The sequence below is a fragment of the Gimesia maris genome, assembly GCF_008298035.1.
In the GTDB taxonomy this organism is placed as follows: domain Bacteria; phylum Planctomycetota; class Planctomycetia; order Planctomycetales; family Planctomycetaceae; genus Gimesia; species Gimesia maris.
The window spans coordinates 498,626-513,578 of the sequence record NZ_CP042910.1; the positions used below are offsets into that span (position 1 = coordinate 498,626).

Below are 14,953 nucleotides of genomic sequence, written 5' to 3' on the forward strand. Positions count from 1 at the left end.
AGAAATGCAGAGATTTTCTGGAGGAGCAGAAGCACGAATAGTAGCTGCAGAATTAAGATTGAACCATTCGTTAATTGATATCTTTTAAATTCTCATAATCAAATTATACGAGGGCCAGCCAGCATGCTAACTTCAACAGATCTGATTCGAGTTGTTTTTGTCGATGATCACATGGTTCTGGTTGACTCAATCGTCTCCAGATTTCAGCGAGATCCTGATATCGAAGTTGTAGGGACAGCTACAAATGCTGATGAGGGGCTGGCTTTGATTTTGGAAACGGAGCCCGATGTTGTTATATTGGATGTAGAACTACCTGGACGTGGGTCATTTGATATCGCCGAAGAGATTTCTTCGCGACTGAAAAATACAAAAATGATTTTTCTGACAGGTTATCTTTCGGACATCTTCATCGAGCTGGCATTGAGAGTGAATGCAAAAGGTTACTTACTCAAAGGGGAACCGATTGAATCATTGATCCATGCCATCAAAAAGGCCTCTCGCGGAGAATACTGTTTTTCACAATCGGTCCAGGAACGACTGGTCTTTGATCACAAGAAAGAACGGTATTCAATTCAGTCAAAAAGCATGTTGACTTCCCTGACTTCCCGTCAAATCGAAGTCCTCAGACATCTGGCCAGAGGGAAAAGCGTGAAAGAAGTCGCCCGCTCCATGCATCTCTCGGAAAAATCGATAGACAGTCACAAATATCGGATCATGCACAAACTGGGAATTCATGATCGTGTCGAACTGGCCCGCTATTCGATTCGTGAAGGCTTGACGTTGCCATAAGTAATTCGCGATGTCGAATTCAAGTCTCAAGAAATGATTGTACCTCGCTGTACGATAGCTCGATTGATCGCTTCAATCTGGGAATCTGACAGTTCAAACTCCAGTGCCTCTGCGTTTTCTCTGATCTGTTCCGGTCGTTTTGCTCCGCAAAGGGCGCAGGTAATTCCTGGCTGTTGAATGGTCCAGCGAACCACAATTTGCGCTACTGTTCGATTCATTTCATTTGCCAGTGTTCGCAGTACATCAAGAAAGTCCTGGTTTTTCTCCCATTCTTCTCCATGAAACATGGGGTATTTCTGCCGACCATCTTCTGGTGCGAACTGATGGTCTCGCGAAAGCTTGCCGGCAAGCAATCCTTTCATTAAAGGCCAGTAAGCCATGACAGAGACATTGTTTTTGATGCACCAGGGCAGACGGTCTTTCTCAATATCACGTTGCAACATATTGTAGCGAGGTTGATATGCTGAAATCGGGCAGACACGTGCAAATTCCTGAAGCTGTTCCAGTGTGAAATTAGACACGCCGACGGACAGGATTTTTCCGGAGGCCAACAATTCCTGGAATGCCCCCGCAGATTCGCTGACGGGAATTTCGGGGTCGGGACCATGCAGATAGTACAGCTCAACACGATCGGTGTTCAGCCTCTGCAGGCTTTCATCACACTCCTGCCTGATCCGGGCTGGTGATGCATCGCGCACCTGTTTTGTACCTTGCCAGTGTATCCCCCCTTTGGTCGCAATCACAATCTGGTCTCTTCTGTCTCCCAGTGCCTGTGCAATCAGTCGTTCGCTTTCTCCTTCATAACCATAGCAATACGCAGTGTCAAAAAAATTGATTCCCGATTCAAATGCAGCGTTCAGCGTGGCCAGGCTGGCCTGTTCTGTGACATCGACACTGGTGACTCCCGAAATCGGCCAGCAACCCATTGCGATAGGGGTGATTTGAATATCCGTGTTTCCGATGTTTCGTAACGGCTTCATGGTTTCTGTTCCTTTCTGCTAGGATCAGTGGGGGGAACTGATATCACAGGTAGATAGTATTTCGATTTCAAATCATTTAAAATGACCATCAATTCAGGCTCTCTGCAACAGTATCATATTGTTCTCTCGAAACAAATGAAGGTTCATGGCGATTATGTGTGCCCGATTTTTCCTGTTTTCACCCGATGAAGAAATCATGCGGCTGTTTCAGCTGGTGACGTTTCCACAGATCTCGCCACGATATAATATTGCTCCCTCACAGCCTGTCTTGGCCATCGTTCAAAATCAGGACGAGTACCAGGTCCGCCATTTCCAATGGGGATTCATCCCCGGGTGGTTCAAAAACCCGGCACCCGGACAGGCAATGATCAACGCGCGATCGGAAACCGCATCCTCGAAACCGGCATTTAAAAATGCGTTTCGCTACCGTCGCTGCCTGATTCCCGCCAACGGGTTTTATGAATGGAAAAGTACCGGAAACCGATCCCGGCAGGCCATGTGTGTGCGACTGCGTGAGGAACCACTGTTTGCGATGGCAGGGTTGTGGGAACAATGGCAGAGTCCCGATGGTACAGAACTCGATACCTGTACTGTCTTAACCACGGCCGCCAATCCTTTACTGGAGTCAATCCATCCACGGATGCCCGTCATTTTACATCCCGAACAGTACGCACGCTGGTTGAGTGCCGAATCGACGCCCGCTCCACAGCTGCAAAAAATACTACAGACTTACCCGGCTGAGGAGATGCAGGTTTATCCGGTCAGCTCACAGGTCAATAAGGTATCTCATGATTCGCCTGACTGTCTCACGCCGATTCAGGAGCAGAAGACTTTATTTTAAATAACTGTTGATTTCTGACAGACTGGATCAGGTCAGCGATTCGGGTGGTTCAAAGAGCGTCAAAACGGCATGCACGTCTTCAAAATGTTCAAACAGATAATCTGGTTCACACTGACGGAGTTCTTCCAGAGAGTAAACGCCGGTGGCAACCGCGATCACGTTGGCACCAATTGCACGTGCACACGTGATATCGTTGGGGGTGTCACCTAAGACCCAGACCGAAGTTCGTTCGAGCAACTCAGCCGCATGGCGTTCCCGGATCTGTCTTAACGCTTCATGAGCGACATCGTCCCGGTCGGCATGATGGTCGCCATAGGCACCGAAGTCGAAATATTGTTGCAGCTCATAGTGTGCCAGTTTCTGTTTCGCACCCTGTTCGAAGTTTCCCGTCAGCAGGCCCAGGTCAACATTTTCCTGTTGGGAAAGTGATTCCAGGATCTCCCGAATTCCGGGCAGAACTCGACCTTGCTGCTCCAGCAATTTTTCGGCAAGCAGTTTGAGATAACCCTGTTCAAAACGCTGTCGGTTTTCACTGGTATTGGCAATGTTGAAGAATTCAAACAGGTCAACCATGATCGAATGATCGGTACGGCCAGCCGTAGGTATACCTTCCACAGGTGCAGAAACCTGAAATACTTCTTCGAGCATATGTAGAATGGAACGTTGTCCAGCTCCACCGGTATCGATCAGTGTGCCATCAATATCAAACAGACAGACATGCATGGGAACCAACATTTTATGAGTGTATTGAATGAACGAAAAGTCTCTGTATTCTATACACGCTGGATGGCTTCGGAAATGCGGTTTCTCGAAACGGGCATGCCTCTTATTTCATGGCAGACGCGATTGACGACATCAGCATCAATCGTTGACAGGCTCTGTTCGAAACCTGCCAGCAATGCCAGGTCACAGATCTGATTGATTTTTTCAGGAATACCTTGACTGACTGACTGGATTTCCTGATATGCTGCAGCAGAAAAGAGATCAGTCTGGCAACCTGACCAGCTTAAACGTGACGTAATATAGCTCTCTGTGGTTTCCTGCTCAAAGCGATCCAGTTCGATCGACAGATCGGAAATACGGGAGAGAGTGTCTGCCTGCGGGAGGTTCATCTTATCCAGAGCGAGGACCAGCGATAAAGAAGGGAACTGCTGGTTGCCGACATGCAACAGTCGCTCAAGCGCGGGAATGCATTCCGTTCGAGCCTGATCAACATGGTCTAACAGTAGAATCTGACGTCCCTGCGTCAGCTGTAAGCCGTTCAGATAATCTGTCAGCTGTCGCCAGAGCTGCGGTAATTTTGTCTCGAAGGATGGTCCCAGACGTAAGCTGGCACAAACCTGCCAGATGAACTCTTCTTCTCCCAGACCGATCAGATCGATTAATTCAGACTGATGAGGGGTTCTCTTCAGTAACTGCTCAAAGACTTTTAATGTGAGCGTTTTTCCCGTTCCCGCTGGCCCGCTGAAAATCCCACATTTTTTCTGCTCATCTGCAATATACAATAAGCGTGCTAACGCCTCTTCGTGGATTTCACTTTCGAAGAAGTATTCCAGATCCAGCCGTTGATTGAAGGGAGCCTGTGTCAAATTCCAGAAATCGCAATACATGATTCTTTTTTGACCTGTTTGAATTTTGAGTTCGAACCTGCGTGTTCTGAATCTCTGCTACTTGCAGAACATGCCGGAAGAGAGATACCATCCATACTTGAAGTGCGTGATGAGTCAGAAACCTCATTGGGATGCCCTGAACTCAAAACTCTTCTTATTGATAAAATCGGTCATTCGATGCTATCGGCATGACCGAACCCCGTCTGAGTTGTCTGATTTTTCTCAACTTGCGTAATTTAAAGAGTTTAAAGTTTTTCTGAGTAGTCGATTCCGAGAACATTTATGCCACATCGTTTTTTTTATGACGGGTCGTTTGACGTGGATCAGCTCCTGCTGGATGGCAGCGAGGCTCATCATCTGTTGCATGTCCTGCGGATGCAGGCGGGGGATACCGTTCTCGTATTTAATGGAACCGGGGCGGAAGCAGAAGGCGTCATCAGCAAAACATCCCGGAAAACAGTCGAAGTACAAGTGACAGCAAGACATGCAGCTCAGGCTAAATCGCAGACTCCCTTAATATTGGCAACAGCCGTTCCCAAGGGGGACCGCTTCCGCTGGCTTGTTGAGAAAGCAGCGGAACTGGGTGTGACAAAACTGGTTCCTCTCCTGACCAGACGCAGTAGTGTCGATCCAGGTCAGAATCGATTGAAAAAATTACAACAGACAATCGTTTCTGCAGCCAAGCAATCCGGTCAGATTCAGCTCATGGAGCTGACTGAAGTGCAGAATTGGGACGAGTTCCTGTCAGAGATAAGTCAGACGGAGAGCCGCCTGCTGATAGCAGACCCGGCTGGCAGCGGGGTTGATTTCTTTCGATCAGGTGAAAAGCGAGAGTCACCGGTGGTCATCCTGATTGGTCCGGAGGGAGGCTTTACGCCAGACGAACTCCAGTCTGCGCTGGAAAAGGGAGCAAAATCTGTCAGGCTGAGTGAAGGGATCTTGCGCATCGAGACGGCGGCTATTTTGTTTGCCGGTCTGATTCGTTTGACGGAACCCAGTGCCGACGCATGACAGAGTCGCCTCTGGTTTTAGTCACAACTATTTAAACAGATAGCCCGAACGCATAAAAAGGGCAAAACTGTAAATGACCACTCCGGCGACTATCAGCGAACCGAAATTCAGCAGATTGCGCCCCGTTGACATTTTTTTCCGTGCTACGATCTGGGCAATCACTGTTACTACTGCGACCAGGGTAAACTTAAAGTAAACCATGCCTTTGATGCCCCAGCCTGCGATAAAATAATTCGCCAGCTGATTCGATTCCCGGAAATTACCAGTAACCAGCAGCAGGTAAGTCATGAAGACATCCAGCGCATTGACCAGAATAAAGATGCAGGTTTCGCGTTCCAGAGGTAATTGATGATTCCAGAACGAGCGCCTTTCTTTTTTCTCCTGTGGATCTGTTTCAGTTTCATCCATGACGGTATCTCGTTTGATCAATGGCGGGACAGGGAATCGTTTGAATTCAGATCAGTTTTCGCAATTGTTTCAAATATCCCGGAATCGTTTCTTTTGGTTCTTCTTTGGCTTCATATTCCAGAACAATAAAGTTTTTATAATGAGCGTCTTTCAGGATCTTTACAATGCGCGGGATATCTGCGGGAACCTCATTTCCACGGCCTCCCATTTCCACTTTGATCTGGGCATTGATTGCCAGGGGCGCGATTTTTTCCAGGTCCTGGTAGGGGTGCTCTGTGCGGAAGTTGCCACTGTCAAAATTGATCCCGAAATTCGGGGCTTTGTCGATGCCATCAATGATCCGCATCATCTGCTCGGGAGTCGAAGTGATTCCCCCATGGTTTTCCAATGCCAGACTGACCCCTTTTTTCTCAGCATACTTCAGTGATTCATTGATGCCTGCCTGGCACATGCGAATTGCTTCGGCTTCATTCCCCCCTTTGGGGACCCTACCGGCGAAAATTCGAATCACGGGAGCGCCCAGAATCGCAGAATAATCAATCCATTTCCGGGTCATTTCCAGCTGTTCATCACGGGCGGTTCCTTTGGGTAGACAGAAATCGTTTCCGATAGCTGTCCCGGATACAGCCAGTCCCAGGGAACCTGCCAGATCGCGTGTTTCTTTCAGGTAATCTTCGCTGACGGGATTAGGAAAATAGTAGCTGGTCAGTTCGCAGCCATCCAGTTTCTGTTCGCCACAGTAACGGACGAAGTCCTGAATGGTCATGGTGGCCGGGGTTTTTCTCTCACGGGTCTTCGGCCAGCTCTGTTGCATGTAACGGTGGAAAGAATAGGCGGCCAGACTCAGTTTGAGGTGCTCAGGCGTCTCTTTTTTCTGAACTCCTGCTGCAAAAGAGGTGTCTGAAATCAGAGAACCTGCTGTCAAGGCAGCAAACCCCCAGGCTGAAGATGACTTCAGGAAATCACGTCTGCTGGTTTCGCCGTTAAAGGGGGAATCGGAATGGACTGCCATTATGTTTACTCCAGAGTTGAGTACCGTTAAGTCAGGTAAATTTTCGAAAAGCGGTTCCAGGGGAAAGTTCTTGTGTATTTTGACAAATCACTGAGCGTAAAGAAACCCTCGGTATCAAAAACAGACAGAATTGCAAAGTTTCTGCGGATGGCTAAACTTACTCTATTACTGTAGATATCACTGACAGGATTACTGTCTGTTTGTTACGATGTCGGGTTGGGCTGTCCTGGCCCATTTCGACAGAAAAATCATTTTTAGCCGGGCCATCATGCCCTTGAACGATTAGGAAGACTGGACACAATGCCTCGTTACGACGCCAAGCGGATTGAAACCAAATGGCAGACCTATTGGGATCAGCACGAAACCTTCAAAGTCGGTGAATTTGTTGAAGGGAAAGACAAGCTGTACGTTCTCGATATGTTTCCTTATCCGTCCGGCGAAGGTTTGCATGTCGGTCATCCCGAAGGTTATACGGCAACTGACATCGTTTGTCGCCACGCCCGCATGCAGGGGAAACAGGTATTGCATCCGATGGGCTGGGACGCATTCGGCTTGCCTGCCGAGCAGCATGCGATCAAAACAGGAACCCCTCCCCGCATCACCACTCAGAAAAATATTGATACCTTCCGTCGTCAGTTGAAGATGTTAGGTTTCAGTTATGACTGGAGTCGTGAGTTTTCCACAACGGACCCGGATTACTTTCGCTGGACACAATGGATCTTCCTGCAGTTATTCGATTCCTGGTTTGATTCGGAATTCGAATGGACGGGACCTGATGGAAAACAGCGTGTTGGTCGCGCCCGCCCCATCAGCGAATTGCCGATTCCCGAAAAAGTGAAAACTGAAGGCGAAGAATCAATCCGTCATTATCAGAACCGACATCGTTTGGCATATCAGCACGAAGCGCCTGTCAACTGGTGTCCTGAACTGGGCACGGTATTAGCGAATGAAGAAATCATTGATGGGAAAAGCGAGCGGGGCGGTCACCCGGTAGAGCGGATTCCCTTGCGGCAGTGGATGCTGCGGATTACGAAGTACGGCGATCGGTTAATTGATGGACTTGAGGGGTTGGACTGGTCCGAGTCGATCAAGTCGTTACAAAAAAACTGGATCGGTCGCAGCGAAGGCGCAGAAGTTGATTTCTATGTGGGTTCAGGAGATTCAGACGCCGACCTGGAGCAGGGATTTGAATCCTGGAAGTCATCGCGCAGCGAAACCGGATTCCCGGAAGATCCAGAAGCGGATGTGTTACGCGTCTATACCACCCGTCCCGATACGTTGTTTGGTGCGACCTATATGGTACTCGCTCCTGAGCACGAATTCGTGGATCGCCTGACAACAACTGAGCAGAAGCAGGCCGTTGAAACATATCGCAAACAGGCCGCACTCAAGAGCGATCTGGACCGAACCGATCTGGCAAAAGAAAAAACAGGGGTGTTCACAGGCAGTTATGCGATCAACCCGGTCAATGGCGAGAAAATTCCGGTCTGGATTGCCGACTATGTGTTGATCAGTTATGGAACGGGTGCCATCATGGCGGTTCCTGCTCACGATTTACGTGACTGGGAATTTGCTGTTGAGTTTGGTTTACCGATCATTCCGGTCGTCGAGCCCCCTGCGAATTATGAGCCTTCGAAAGAGGAACAGGCTTTAGAGACGGAAATCGCCGGCGAAAAGCGAACTCCCTTCTCCGGAATGGGAACCGCCCTTCATTCGGGCGAATTTGATGGTATGCAGACTGCCGATTTCAAAAAAGAGATCACAGCTCGCCTGGTCGCGCAGGGCCTTGGTAAAGGTGCCGTCAATTATCGCCTCCGCGACTGGTTGTTCAGCCGTCAGCATTTCTGGGGGGAACCGTTTCCCATCTGGCATGAGTTGGATGACAATGGCAAGATTACGGGACTGATGAGGCCTGACCCGGAAGAGAGTTTGCCGGTGGAACTTCCCGAAATGAAAGAGTACAAGTCCGCAGGGACTCCCGAACCACCGTTGTCTTCTGCACCCGACGAATGGCTGTACAAAACAGATACGGACGGCAAGCGGTTGTTGCGCGAAGTCAACAGCATGCCTCAGTGGGCAGGTTCCTGCTGGTACTACTTGCGGTTTGCCGATCCTGAAAACAGTGAGCGATTTATCGATCCGGAAAATGAAAAGAACTGGTTGCCCGTCGATTTGTATATTGGCGGTGGCGAGCATGCGGTTCTGCATCTGCTTTACGCCCGTTTCTGGCATCAGGTCTTGTTTGACCGCGGGCATGTCACCTGTCCGGAGCCATTTCAGAAACTGGTGAATCAGGGCATGATTTTAGGCGATGTCGAACTGACCGGCTTTCAGCAGTTGGACGGCACCTGGATATCGGCGAAGGATGTGACAGAATCTGATGAATCAGAAACGAAATGGATCGAAAAATCATCCGGGACACCGGTCAACATTGTCAGCCTGGAATCGGATCAGGTGCAGAAACAGGGTGAGAATTTCGTACTCGTTGATCACCCGGAAATCTCTGTCAACAGCCGTGCTTACAAGATGTCGAAGTCACGCGGCAACGTCATCAATCCGGACGTCGTTGTAGAACAGTATGGCGCTGATGCACTGCGAATGTATGAGATGTTTATGGGGCCCCTGGAAGCGACCAAGCCCTGGAGCATGAGTGGCGTGGATGGCGTCAGTCGATTTCTGGGTCGTGTCTGGCGTTTGATCATCGATGAAAAACAGGAAGAGGTCACCTTAAGTCAGGCCGTCACCGATGATAAGCCCGATGAAGACCAGTTGCGTATTTTACACAAAACCATTAAAGCGGTTTCGGAAGATATCGAAAAGTTATCATTCAATACCGCCATCAGTCGAATGATGGAATTTACGAACGCGATGGGACCATTGAAAACCAGGTCCAAAGAGGTTTTGTCCGACTTCGTATTGCTGCTTTCACCGTTTGCGCCTCATATTGCAGAAGAACTCTGGAGCGTCCTGGGGCATACTGAATCTCTGGCATACCAGCCGTGGCCTGAATATGATGAGGCTTTGCTGCAGGAATCGGTCGTGGAAATTCCGGTACAGGTGAATGGGAAATTACGGTCGAAAGTATCAGTCGCAGCAGACGCCGACCAGGCCACTATGCAACAGACTGCTGAGCAGGATGAGACGATCGCCCAGCATCTCGAAGGAAAAACCATCGTGAAGGCGATCGTGATTCCCGGGCGTCTGATCAACTTTGTAGTCAAGTAACGAAGAGGGCAGGGGAACTGCAGTCTTGCTTTTACCCTGCCTTTATATTCTCGGGATGAATTATTCCTCTTCAAGTCGATAGAGAGGCTGACTGATTCCTGTTGCATCTACAGACCAGGGGAGCCAGGCGAACGAGACTTCATTCACCATGAGATCCGATTTCCGCGGGCGGACAGGGTAAGCTTCAATTTCCAGATCTTCCGGTCGAATTGGTTCTTCCAGTTCATCGATTTCCTGTTGAAACTTGTCTTCCAGATCAGTAAATTTTTGATTTTGGATTTCCAGCGCCTCTTTTGCCCGCCCGATGTCATCATGCTCTTTGGCAGTGCGGCCCACATTGCGGGCAGCCGTGGATGCTTTTCGGACATTGGTGGCACTGGCTATTTTTCTGCCCATGATCGCGCCGAAGATGGTGGTTCCGATCGAGAGAAACGTACTCATCTTTTTATCACTGTATTGTGCTTCTTCCCGCGCGACACGCTCTTCGGCTGTACGAATTCGATTTTTTATGGTATCGAATTTGGATGCATATTTTGCTCTCAGTTTTTCAAGTTGCAGATCACGTTCTTCCCGCATCAATTGTTTGAGCCGCGCGCGAAAAGCGGATTCATTTTCTTCGGGATCAGAATAAAGTTTGGGGTCTGCACTAAACCAGAGATTCAGCGATCGTTCCTGATAGAGGTACGTTTTCAGTTCTTTTCCCCAGGTCTGGTACTGTTTCGGTTTTGTCAACAGGCTGTCGACTTCTGCAAACACGGCCTGGGAATCGGGCTCTGCATCATAATCCAGGTTGCCCGGCGGGATGAAGGTGGCTGCTTCCCAGACAGACTCCGGGACTGAACCGGTGACTGTCAACAGCAGCGCGACATCCTGCCAGATGTCGACCTTGGATTTGGCATCAGCGTAGCGCAGCCTGGCAAGACCGATCAGGCCCGGGCGATACACGAGTCGACTTCCCGTGGGGACGATTGTCGCAGCAGTGAAGATACGCTGCCTGATTTCCGGTGGAATTAACGGTGGTTGTGAAAGGTCTGGTCCTGGGGGTGTGCCGAGATCTGTTTCCGCTTTGACAGGCGTTGCTTCTAAAGCAGCTTCTTTCCGCGGATCCATCAGTGTTTTGATCTGGTTGCGCGTCAATGGTCCTCGCAGGTAGGATAGGGCCCATCTGGTCTGGAAGACAACGGGGGCGTCTTCATGCACATTGTGTAACAGGAAGACCCGGCTTCCCAGGTCCGACAGAATGGCTTCCATTTGCTGTCGCTGAAACTGGCTGCCCGCTGTTCCCGATGCACTTTCCAGTCCATCCAGTACCCGTGCTTTGTCTCGTTCAGTCTGCAGACGTCCGATAAACCAGGTACCGGTATTCGAGAGCCCTTTGTAGTCCAGGTCGACCGGGTTCTGTGTCGAGAGTACCACACCCAGGCCAAAGGCACGTGCCTGTTTTAACAGGGTGAGCATCGGTGTTTTGGAAGGCGGATTGGCCGTCGGAGGAAAGTATCCGTAGACCTCATCCATATACAGGATGGCCCGCAGGCTCGAAGTCCCTGACTGGCTGCGGACCCAGGCTAAAACTTCGTTGAGCAGGACGGTCACAAAAAACATGCGTTCGGATTCTGACAGATGTGCAATCGAAAGAATTGAAATGCGGGGCTTGCCCTGTTTGGTCATTAACAGTCGCTCAATATTCAATGCTTCCCCCTGCATCCAGGCTTCAAATCCCGGGGAAGCCAGTAGGTTGTTAAGTTGCAGAGAGAGCTGCATGCGGTCTTTGGCAGGGTAAAACATATCCAGGTTGAGGAAACCGATTTTGTCAAAGGGAGGGGACTGAATTTCCTGGATCAGGCTGGCGATGGAAAGGTTGCGTTTTTCTTTCCAGGCATTACTGAGAATATTGGAAAGCAGAATGTGTTCCCGGCTGTTGATCGGATCGGCATTAATCTTCAGCAATGCCAATAGTCCTGATACCGTGGACATGATGCGATCCCGCAGGGCATCACTGTTGTTTAAAACGGCTTCACTCGGGGCGTCAAATGATTTCAGAACAGAAACAGGCAAGCCGGCATTACTGCCAGGCGTATAAATCGCCATGTCTACGGTATCTCGCAGTCGGGCGATACGAGCGCCATCCTGCTGCCAGTCGGCCAATCCCTTCTTCCAGAGATCAGCAGTCCAACTGGCATATTCGTCGGGTGTCTTCCCTTTACGGACTGCTTCACTTTCCTCTATCCAGGGGCGAAAATCAGCCGGTTTTAAATCTGGAAAATTCAGCAGCAGGTTTCCCAGGTCCCCCTTGGGGTCGATGGCGATCACAGGAATATCATCTATGGCCGCTTCTTCCAGCAGAGACAGGCATAAACCGGTTTTACCACTGCCAGTCATGCCGACACAGACCGCATGTGTAGTCAGGTCTTTACTGTCGTATAAAACCAGGTCTTCTTTCAATTGATCTGCAGGCAGGTCATATTCTCGGCCCAGATAGAATGCTCCCAGTTTTTCGTAGGGTTGGTCAGTCATATTTCACCATGAATGGAAAGAAGAAATGAGTCGGCTTTCAGAATATTGTCTGTATTTCGGACCAGAGGGCGAGTATCTAAAAATGCCTCTCTGGTTCAATGAGAAATGCTTCAGAGTAGCGCACCATCTGAATGGTAGATAGCGTACCATGCTGCAGGTATGTTTTCACGTTTTGAGTCAGAATCTTAGCTAAAAAATGCGGAAGCGATTTTCTGGTGGATTCTTACCGCGCGGGTTCTTCCGATTCAGGAACAATGCAAAAGCAGGAAGAGACTTCAGGTGGAATCCGGCGGGGGGTGAGGTTTTCATAATTCACAAACGCCCAGTTTGTCTCCGCACGTACCAGAACTTCGGAATCGGCAGGGCGGAGTATCCTGTATTTTCTGAGAGATTTGACTTTCTGCAGGGTTGAGATCCAGGTTTGCACGACGATTCTCTGATCGACAAATGCAGGCTGCAGATATTCGATAAAATGGCTGCGTGCGACCCAGCCGATTTTCAATTCGCGATAACGGCGTCCCGGCCAGCCATTTGCCGTCGAGTGTGCGACTGCAGCATCCTGCAGCCATTTCAGATAGACCACATTATTGACATGTCCTAAGCCATCAATTTCGTCTTCAGTCACTAAATGCTCGTATTCATAAATGCGATGCATGGAATTTGTATCCCCGATTATGGTATGGTATCAGCTGTGAGACATCATGTTTCTCATGGCAGTGGCTCCGTTTCTGAGCTGTTAGCTCGGAACAGTGTAATTGAATCAAATCATAATTGAATCTAAGTTCCATGAATAATATAAAGTCGCTTCCACTGGTAATTGGTTTAGGTGAATTACTGTGGGATTGTTTTGAGGATGAGAGACGACCCGGTGGTGCACCGGCGAATGTCGCATTCCAGGCAAATCAACTGGGATGCCTGGGGACTGTTGTGACGCGCGTCGGTCAGGATGATCTGGGGACGGAACTGCTGGAATTCCTGAAAGAGCAGGGGTTGTCTGTTGACCATGTGCAGATTGACGCATCGTTTCCTACGGGGACTGTCACCGTAAAATATTCTGATGCGAACGATCCTCAATATACAATCCATGAACATGTTGCCTGGGACCATCTGGAATTCAATGAGGATCTGGCTGCGTTAATGCCGCAGTCACAGGCGGTCTGCTTTGGAACACTGGCGCAACGCGAAGCTGGTTCGCGAGAAGCCATTCATCAATGTCTGTCAGCGACAAATGAAAATTGTCTGGTTGTCTACGATGTGAATCTCCGCCAGCATTATTATGAACGAAGTTGGATTGAGCGCTCTCTGACAGCTGCAAAGATGGTCAAATTGAATCAGGATGAAGCGGGGAAACTTGGTGAAGTTCTTGGATTGTCAGCTGACGGCCTGGAGCAGTTCGCGAATCATGTCCAGGGAGAATATGGACTGGAAGCAGTCTGTATCACACGTGGTGCTGAAGGTTGTCTGATTTATGCTGGCGATCAGGAATTTAATATCCCTGGTTCCCCGGTCGAAGTCGCTGATGCTGTCGGTGCCGGTGATGCGTTTACAGCGGCTTTAATTTCCAGGCGACTGCTCGGCTGGGGTTGGGAGCAGGCAGCATTGTTCGCAAATCGAATCGGGGGACTGGTAGCGAGTCAGCCAGGCGCGATGCCGGTGCTGAAGCAGGAATTCGAACAGATCAGTCAGGAAATTCAGAACTCTTAGAGATCCGTTTCGTCAATTAATTTTAATACTTTGAATAATATAAGGATGAATGAGATGCTACGTCTTAGTCTACTCGCGTTGAGCCTGATGGTGTTATGCTTTGTTGGTTGTACTGGTGAAGTTCCCACTAGCGGCGAACCGGAAGCCCCAACCAGTGCCGAGAATTATCAGGTCCTTCTGGAGACCACAAAAGGAAATATCAAACTGGAAGTGCATCCGGACTGGTCACCCAAGGGGGCCGAACGGTTTAAGGAACTCGTTAAGAACGGTTTTTATAACGATGTCGCTTTCTTTCGCGTGATCGATGGATTCATGGCGCAGATCGGCATCAATGGGGATCCCGAACTGCACGCCAAGTGGCGCGATAACAATATCATGGATGATCCTGTCGTAGAATCGAACAAACGCGGCTATGTCTCGTTTGCAAAAACAGGAATGCCCAATTCGCGGTCCACTCAGTTTTTCATTAACTTTGGTGATAACTCCAATCTGGATGGCATGGGTTTTTCTCCGTTTGCCAAAGTGGTGGAAGGCATGGATGTTGTCGATTCACTCTACAAAGGATATGGAGAAGGCGCTCCTGGAGGGGCCGGACCCGATCAGATGAGAGTCGTCGCCGAGGGAAATGCTTATCTGAAAAAAGAATTCCCCATGCTGGACTACGTCAAAAAGTCGACCATCGTTGGTGAAGAACCAGCTGAAAGCAAAGAGAAAGCTGAACCCAAACCAGAAACTGAAAAACCGGAATCTGAGGATGCTGCTCCGAAATCAGAAAAGCAGACTGACGCACCCGCCTCTGAAAAGAAAGACGACGCGGCTGCAAAACCGGAAACCGAAAAACCGGCTACGAAAGAGTAGT

The 14,953-nt window shown here is 49.4% G+C and carries 13 protein-coding genes; 6 read left to right on the plus strand and 7 right to left on the minus strand.

Annotated elements, in window-relative coordinates; translation table 11 throughout:
• Nucleotides 1–123: 123 nt before the first annotated feature.
• Complete coding sequence (locus tag GmarT_RS01860; RefSeq protein ID WP_002647345.1) at nt 124–789, plus strand: response regulator transcription factor; 666 nt, start codon at nt 124–126, stop codon at nt 787–789.
• Nucleotides 790–815: 26 nt separating this feature from the next.
• Here GmarT_RS01860 and GmarT_RS01865 read toward each other — a convergent pair whose 3' ends face one another.
• Complete coding sequence (locus GmarT_RS01865) at nt 816–1,769, minus strand: aldo/keto reductase (protein WP_002647344.1); 954 nt, start codon at nt 1,767–1,769, stop codon at nt 816–818.
• 154 nt (nt 1,770–1,923) lie between these two features.
• On the opposite strand from GmarT_RS01865, the gene GmarT_RS01870 reads away from it, so the two are divergent.
• Nucleotides 1,924–2,610 carry an SOS response-associated peptidase gene (locus GmarT_RS01870; RefSeq protein ID WP_044238690.1) on the plus strand — a complete coding sequence of 229 codons (687 nt, stop codon included), beginning with the start codon at nt 1,924–1,926 and terminating at the stop codon, nt 2,608–2,610.
• Nucleotides 2,611–2,637: 27 nt separating this feature from the next.
• On the opposite strand, the gene GmarT_RS01875 is transcribed toward GmarT_RS01870, so the two are convergent.
• Together GmarT_RS01875 and GmarT_RS01880 are read right to left on the minus strand one after the other, a co-directional pair.
• Nucleotides 2,638–3,345 carry an HAD family hydrolase gene (locus GmarT_RS01875; RefSeq protein WP_002647342.1) on the minus strand — a complete coding sequence of 236 codons (708 nt, stop codon included), beginning with the start codon at nt 3,343–3,345 and terminating at the stop codon, nt 2,638–2,640.
• Nucleotides 3,346–3,383: 38 nt separating this feature from the next.
• A complete protein-coding gene (locus tag GmarT_RS01880; RefSeq protein WP_002647341.1) occupies nt 3,384–4,220 on the minus strand; it encodes an ExeA family protein in 837 nt (278 codons plus the stop codon).
• A 282-nt stretch (nt 4,221–4,502) separates the two neighbouring features.
• Here GmarT_RS01880 and GmarT_RS01885 point away from each other — a divergent pair, with 282 nt between their 5' ends.
• Nucleotides 4,503–5,231 carry an RsmE family RNA methyltransferase gene (locus tag GmarT_RS01885; RefSeq protein ID WP_002647340.1) on the plus strand — a complete coding sequence of 243 codons (729 nt, stop codon included), beginning with the start codon at nt 4,503–4,505 and terminating at the stop codon, nt 5,229–5,231.
• Nucleotides 5,232–5,258: 27 nt separating this feature from the next.
• On the opposite strand, the gene GmarT_RS01890 is transcribed toward GmarT_RS01885, so the two are convergent.
• Entirely contained in the window at nt 5,259–5,639 is a 381-nt protein-coding gene (locus GmarT_RS01890) for a DUF5658 family protein (protein WP_002647339.1), read from the minus strand.
• A gap of 46 nt (nt 5,640–5,685) precedes the next feature.
• Nucleotides 5,686–6,651: a sugar phosphate isomerase/epimerase family protein gene (locus GmarT_RS01895; protein ID WP_002647338.1), complete on the minus strand. Its 966-nt coding sequence runs from the start codon at nt 6,649–6,651 to the stop codon at nt 5,686–5,688.
• Nucleotides 6,652–6,951: 300 nt separating this feature from the next.
• Here GmarT_RS01895 and leuS point away from each other — a divergent pair, with 300 nt between their 5' ends.
• Nucleotides 6,952–9,876: a leucine--tRNA ligase gene (leuS, locus tag GmarT_RS01900; protein WP_002647337.1), complete on the plus strand. Its 2,925-nt coding sequence runs from the start codon at nt 6,952–6,954 to the stop codon at nt 9,874–9,876.
• Nucleotides 9,877–9,936: 60 nt separating this feature from the next.
• On the opposite strand, the gene GmarT_RS01905 is transcribed toward leuS, so the two are convergent.
• Both GmarT_RS01905 and GmarT_RS01910 read right to left on the minus strand, forming a co-directional pair.
• Entirely contained in the window at nt 9,937–12,390 is a 2,454-nt protein-coding gene (locus tag GmarT_RS01905; RefSeq protein WP_002647336.1) for an ATP-binding protein, read from the minus strand.
• A gap of 223 nt (nt 12,391–12,613) precedes the next feature.
• Nucleotides 12,614–13,045 carry an acyl-CoA thioesterase gene (locus GmarT_RS01910; protein ID WP_002647335.1) on the minus strand — a complete coding sequence of 144 codons (432 nt, stop codon included), beginning with the start codon at nt 13,043–13,045 and terminating at the stop codon, nt 12,614–12,616.
• A 131-nt stretch (nt 13,046–13,176) separates the two neighbouring features.
• On the opposite strand from GmarT_RS01910, the gene GmarT_RS01915 reads away from it, so the two are divergent.
• Both GmarT_RS01915 and GmarT_RS01920 read left to right on the plus strand, forming a co-directional pair.
• Complete coding sequence (locus GmarT_RS01915; protein ID WP_002647334.1) at nt 13,177–14,094, plus strand: carbohydrate kinase family protein; 918 nt, start codon at nt 13,177–13,179, stop codon at nt 14,092–14,094.
• Nucleotides 14,095–14,148: 54 nt separating this feature from the next.
• Nucleotides 14,149–14,952, plus strand: coding sequence for a peptidylprolyl isomerase (locus GmarT_RS01920; protein WP_081459534.1), 804 nt, complete (start codon nt 14,149–14,151; stop codon nt 14,950–14,952).
• Nucleotide 14,953 lies beyond the last annotated feature (1 nt).

Excerpts from the sequence above, each read along its gene's own strand:
- leuS (WP_002647337.1), top strand. The coding sequence starts at position 6,952 with ATGCCTCGTTACGACGCCAAGCGGATTGAAACCAAATGGCAGACCTAT.
- GmarT_RS01915 (WP_002647334.1), top strand. The coding sequence starts at position 13,177 with ATGAATAATATAAAGTCGCTTCCACTGGTAATTGGTTTAGGTGAATTA.
- GmarT_RS01885 (WP_002647340.1), top strand. The coding sequence starts at position 4,503 with ATGCCACATCGTTTTTTTTATGACGGGTCGTTTGACGTGGATCAGCTC.
- GmarT_RS01905 (WP_002647336.1), bottom strand. The coding sequence starts at position 12,390 with ATGACTGACCAACCCTACGAAAAACTGGGAGCATTCTATCTGGGCCGA.
- GmarT_RS01860 (WP_002647345.1), top strand. The coding sequence starts at position 124 with ATGCTAACTTCAACAGATCTGATTCGAGTTGTTTTTGTCGATGATCAC.
- GmarT_RS01870 (WP_044238690.1), top strand. The coding sequence starts at position 1,924 with ATGTGTGCCCGATTTTTCCTGTTTTCACCCGATGAAGAAATCATGCGG.
- GmarT_RS01920 (WP_081459534.1), top strand. The coding sequence starts at position 14,149 with ATGCTACGTCTTAGTCTACTCGCGTTGAGCCTGATGGTGTTATGCTTT.
- GmarT_RS01890 (WP_002647339.1), bottom strand. The coding sequence starts at position 5,639 with ATGGATGAAACTGAAACAGATCCACAGGAGAAAAAAGAAAGGCGCTCG.
- GmarT_RS01880 (WP_002647341.1), bottom strand. The coding sequence starts at position 4,220 with ATGTATTGCGATTTCTGGAATTTGACACAGGCTCCCTTCAATCAACGG.
- GmarT_RS01910 (WP_002647335.1), bottom strand. The coding sequence starts at position 13,045 with ATGCATCGCATTTATGAATACGAGCATTTAGTGACTGAAGACGAAATT.
- GmarT_RS01865 (WP_002647344.1), bottom strand. The coding sequence starts at position 1,769 with ATGAAGCCGTTACGAAACATCGGAAACACGGATATTCAAATCACCCCT.
- GmarT_RS01875 (WP_002647342.1), bottom strand. The coding sequence starts at position 3,345 with ATGTTGGTTCCCATGCATGTCTGTCTGTTTGATATTGATGGCACACTG.
- GmarT_RS01895 (WP_002647338.1), bottom strand. The coding sequence starts at position 6,651 with ATGGCAGTCCATTCCGATTCCCCCTTTAACGGCGAAACCAGCAGACGT.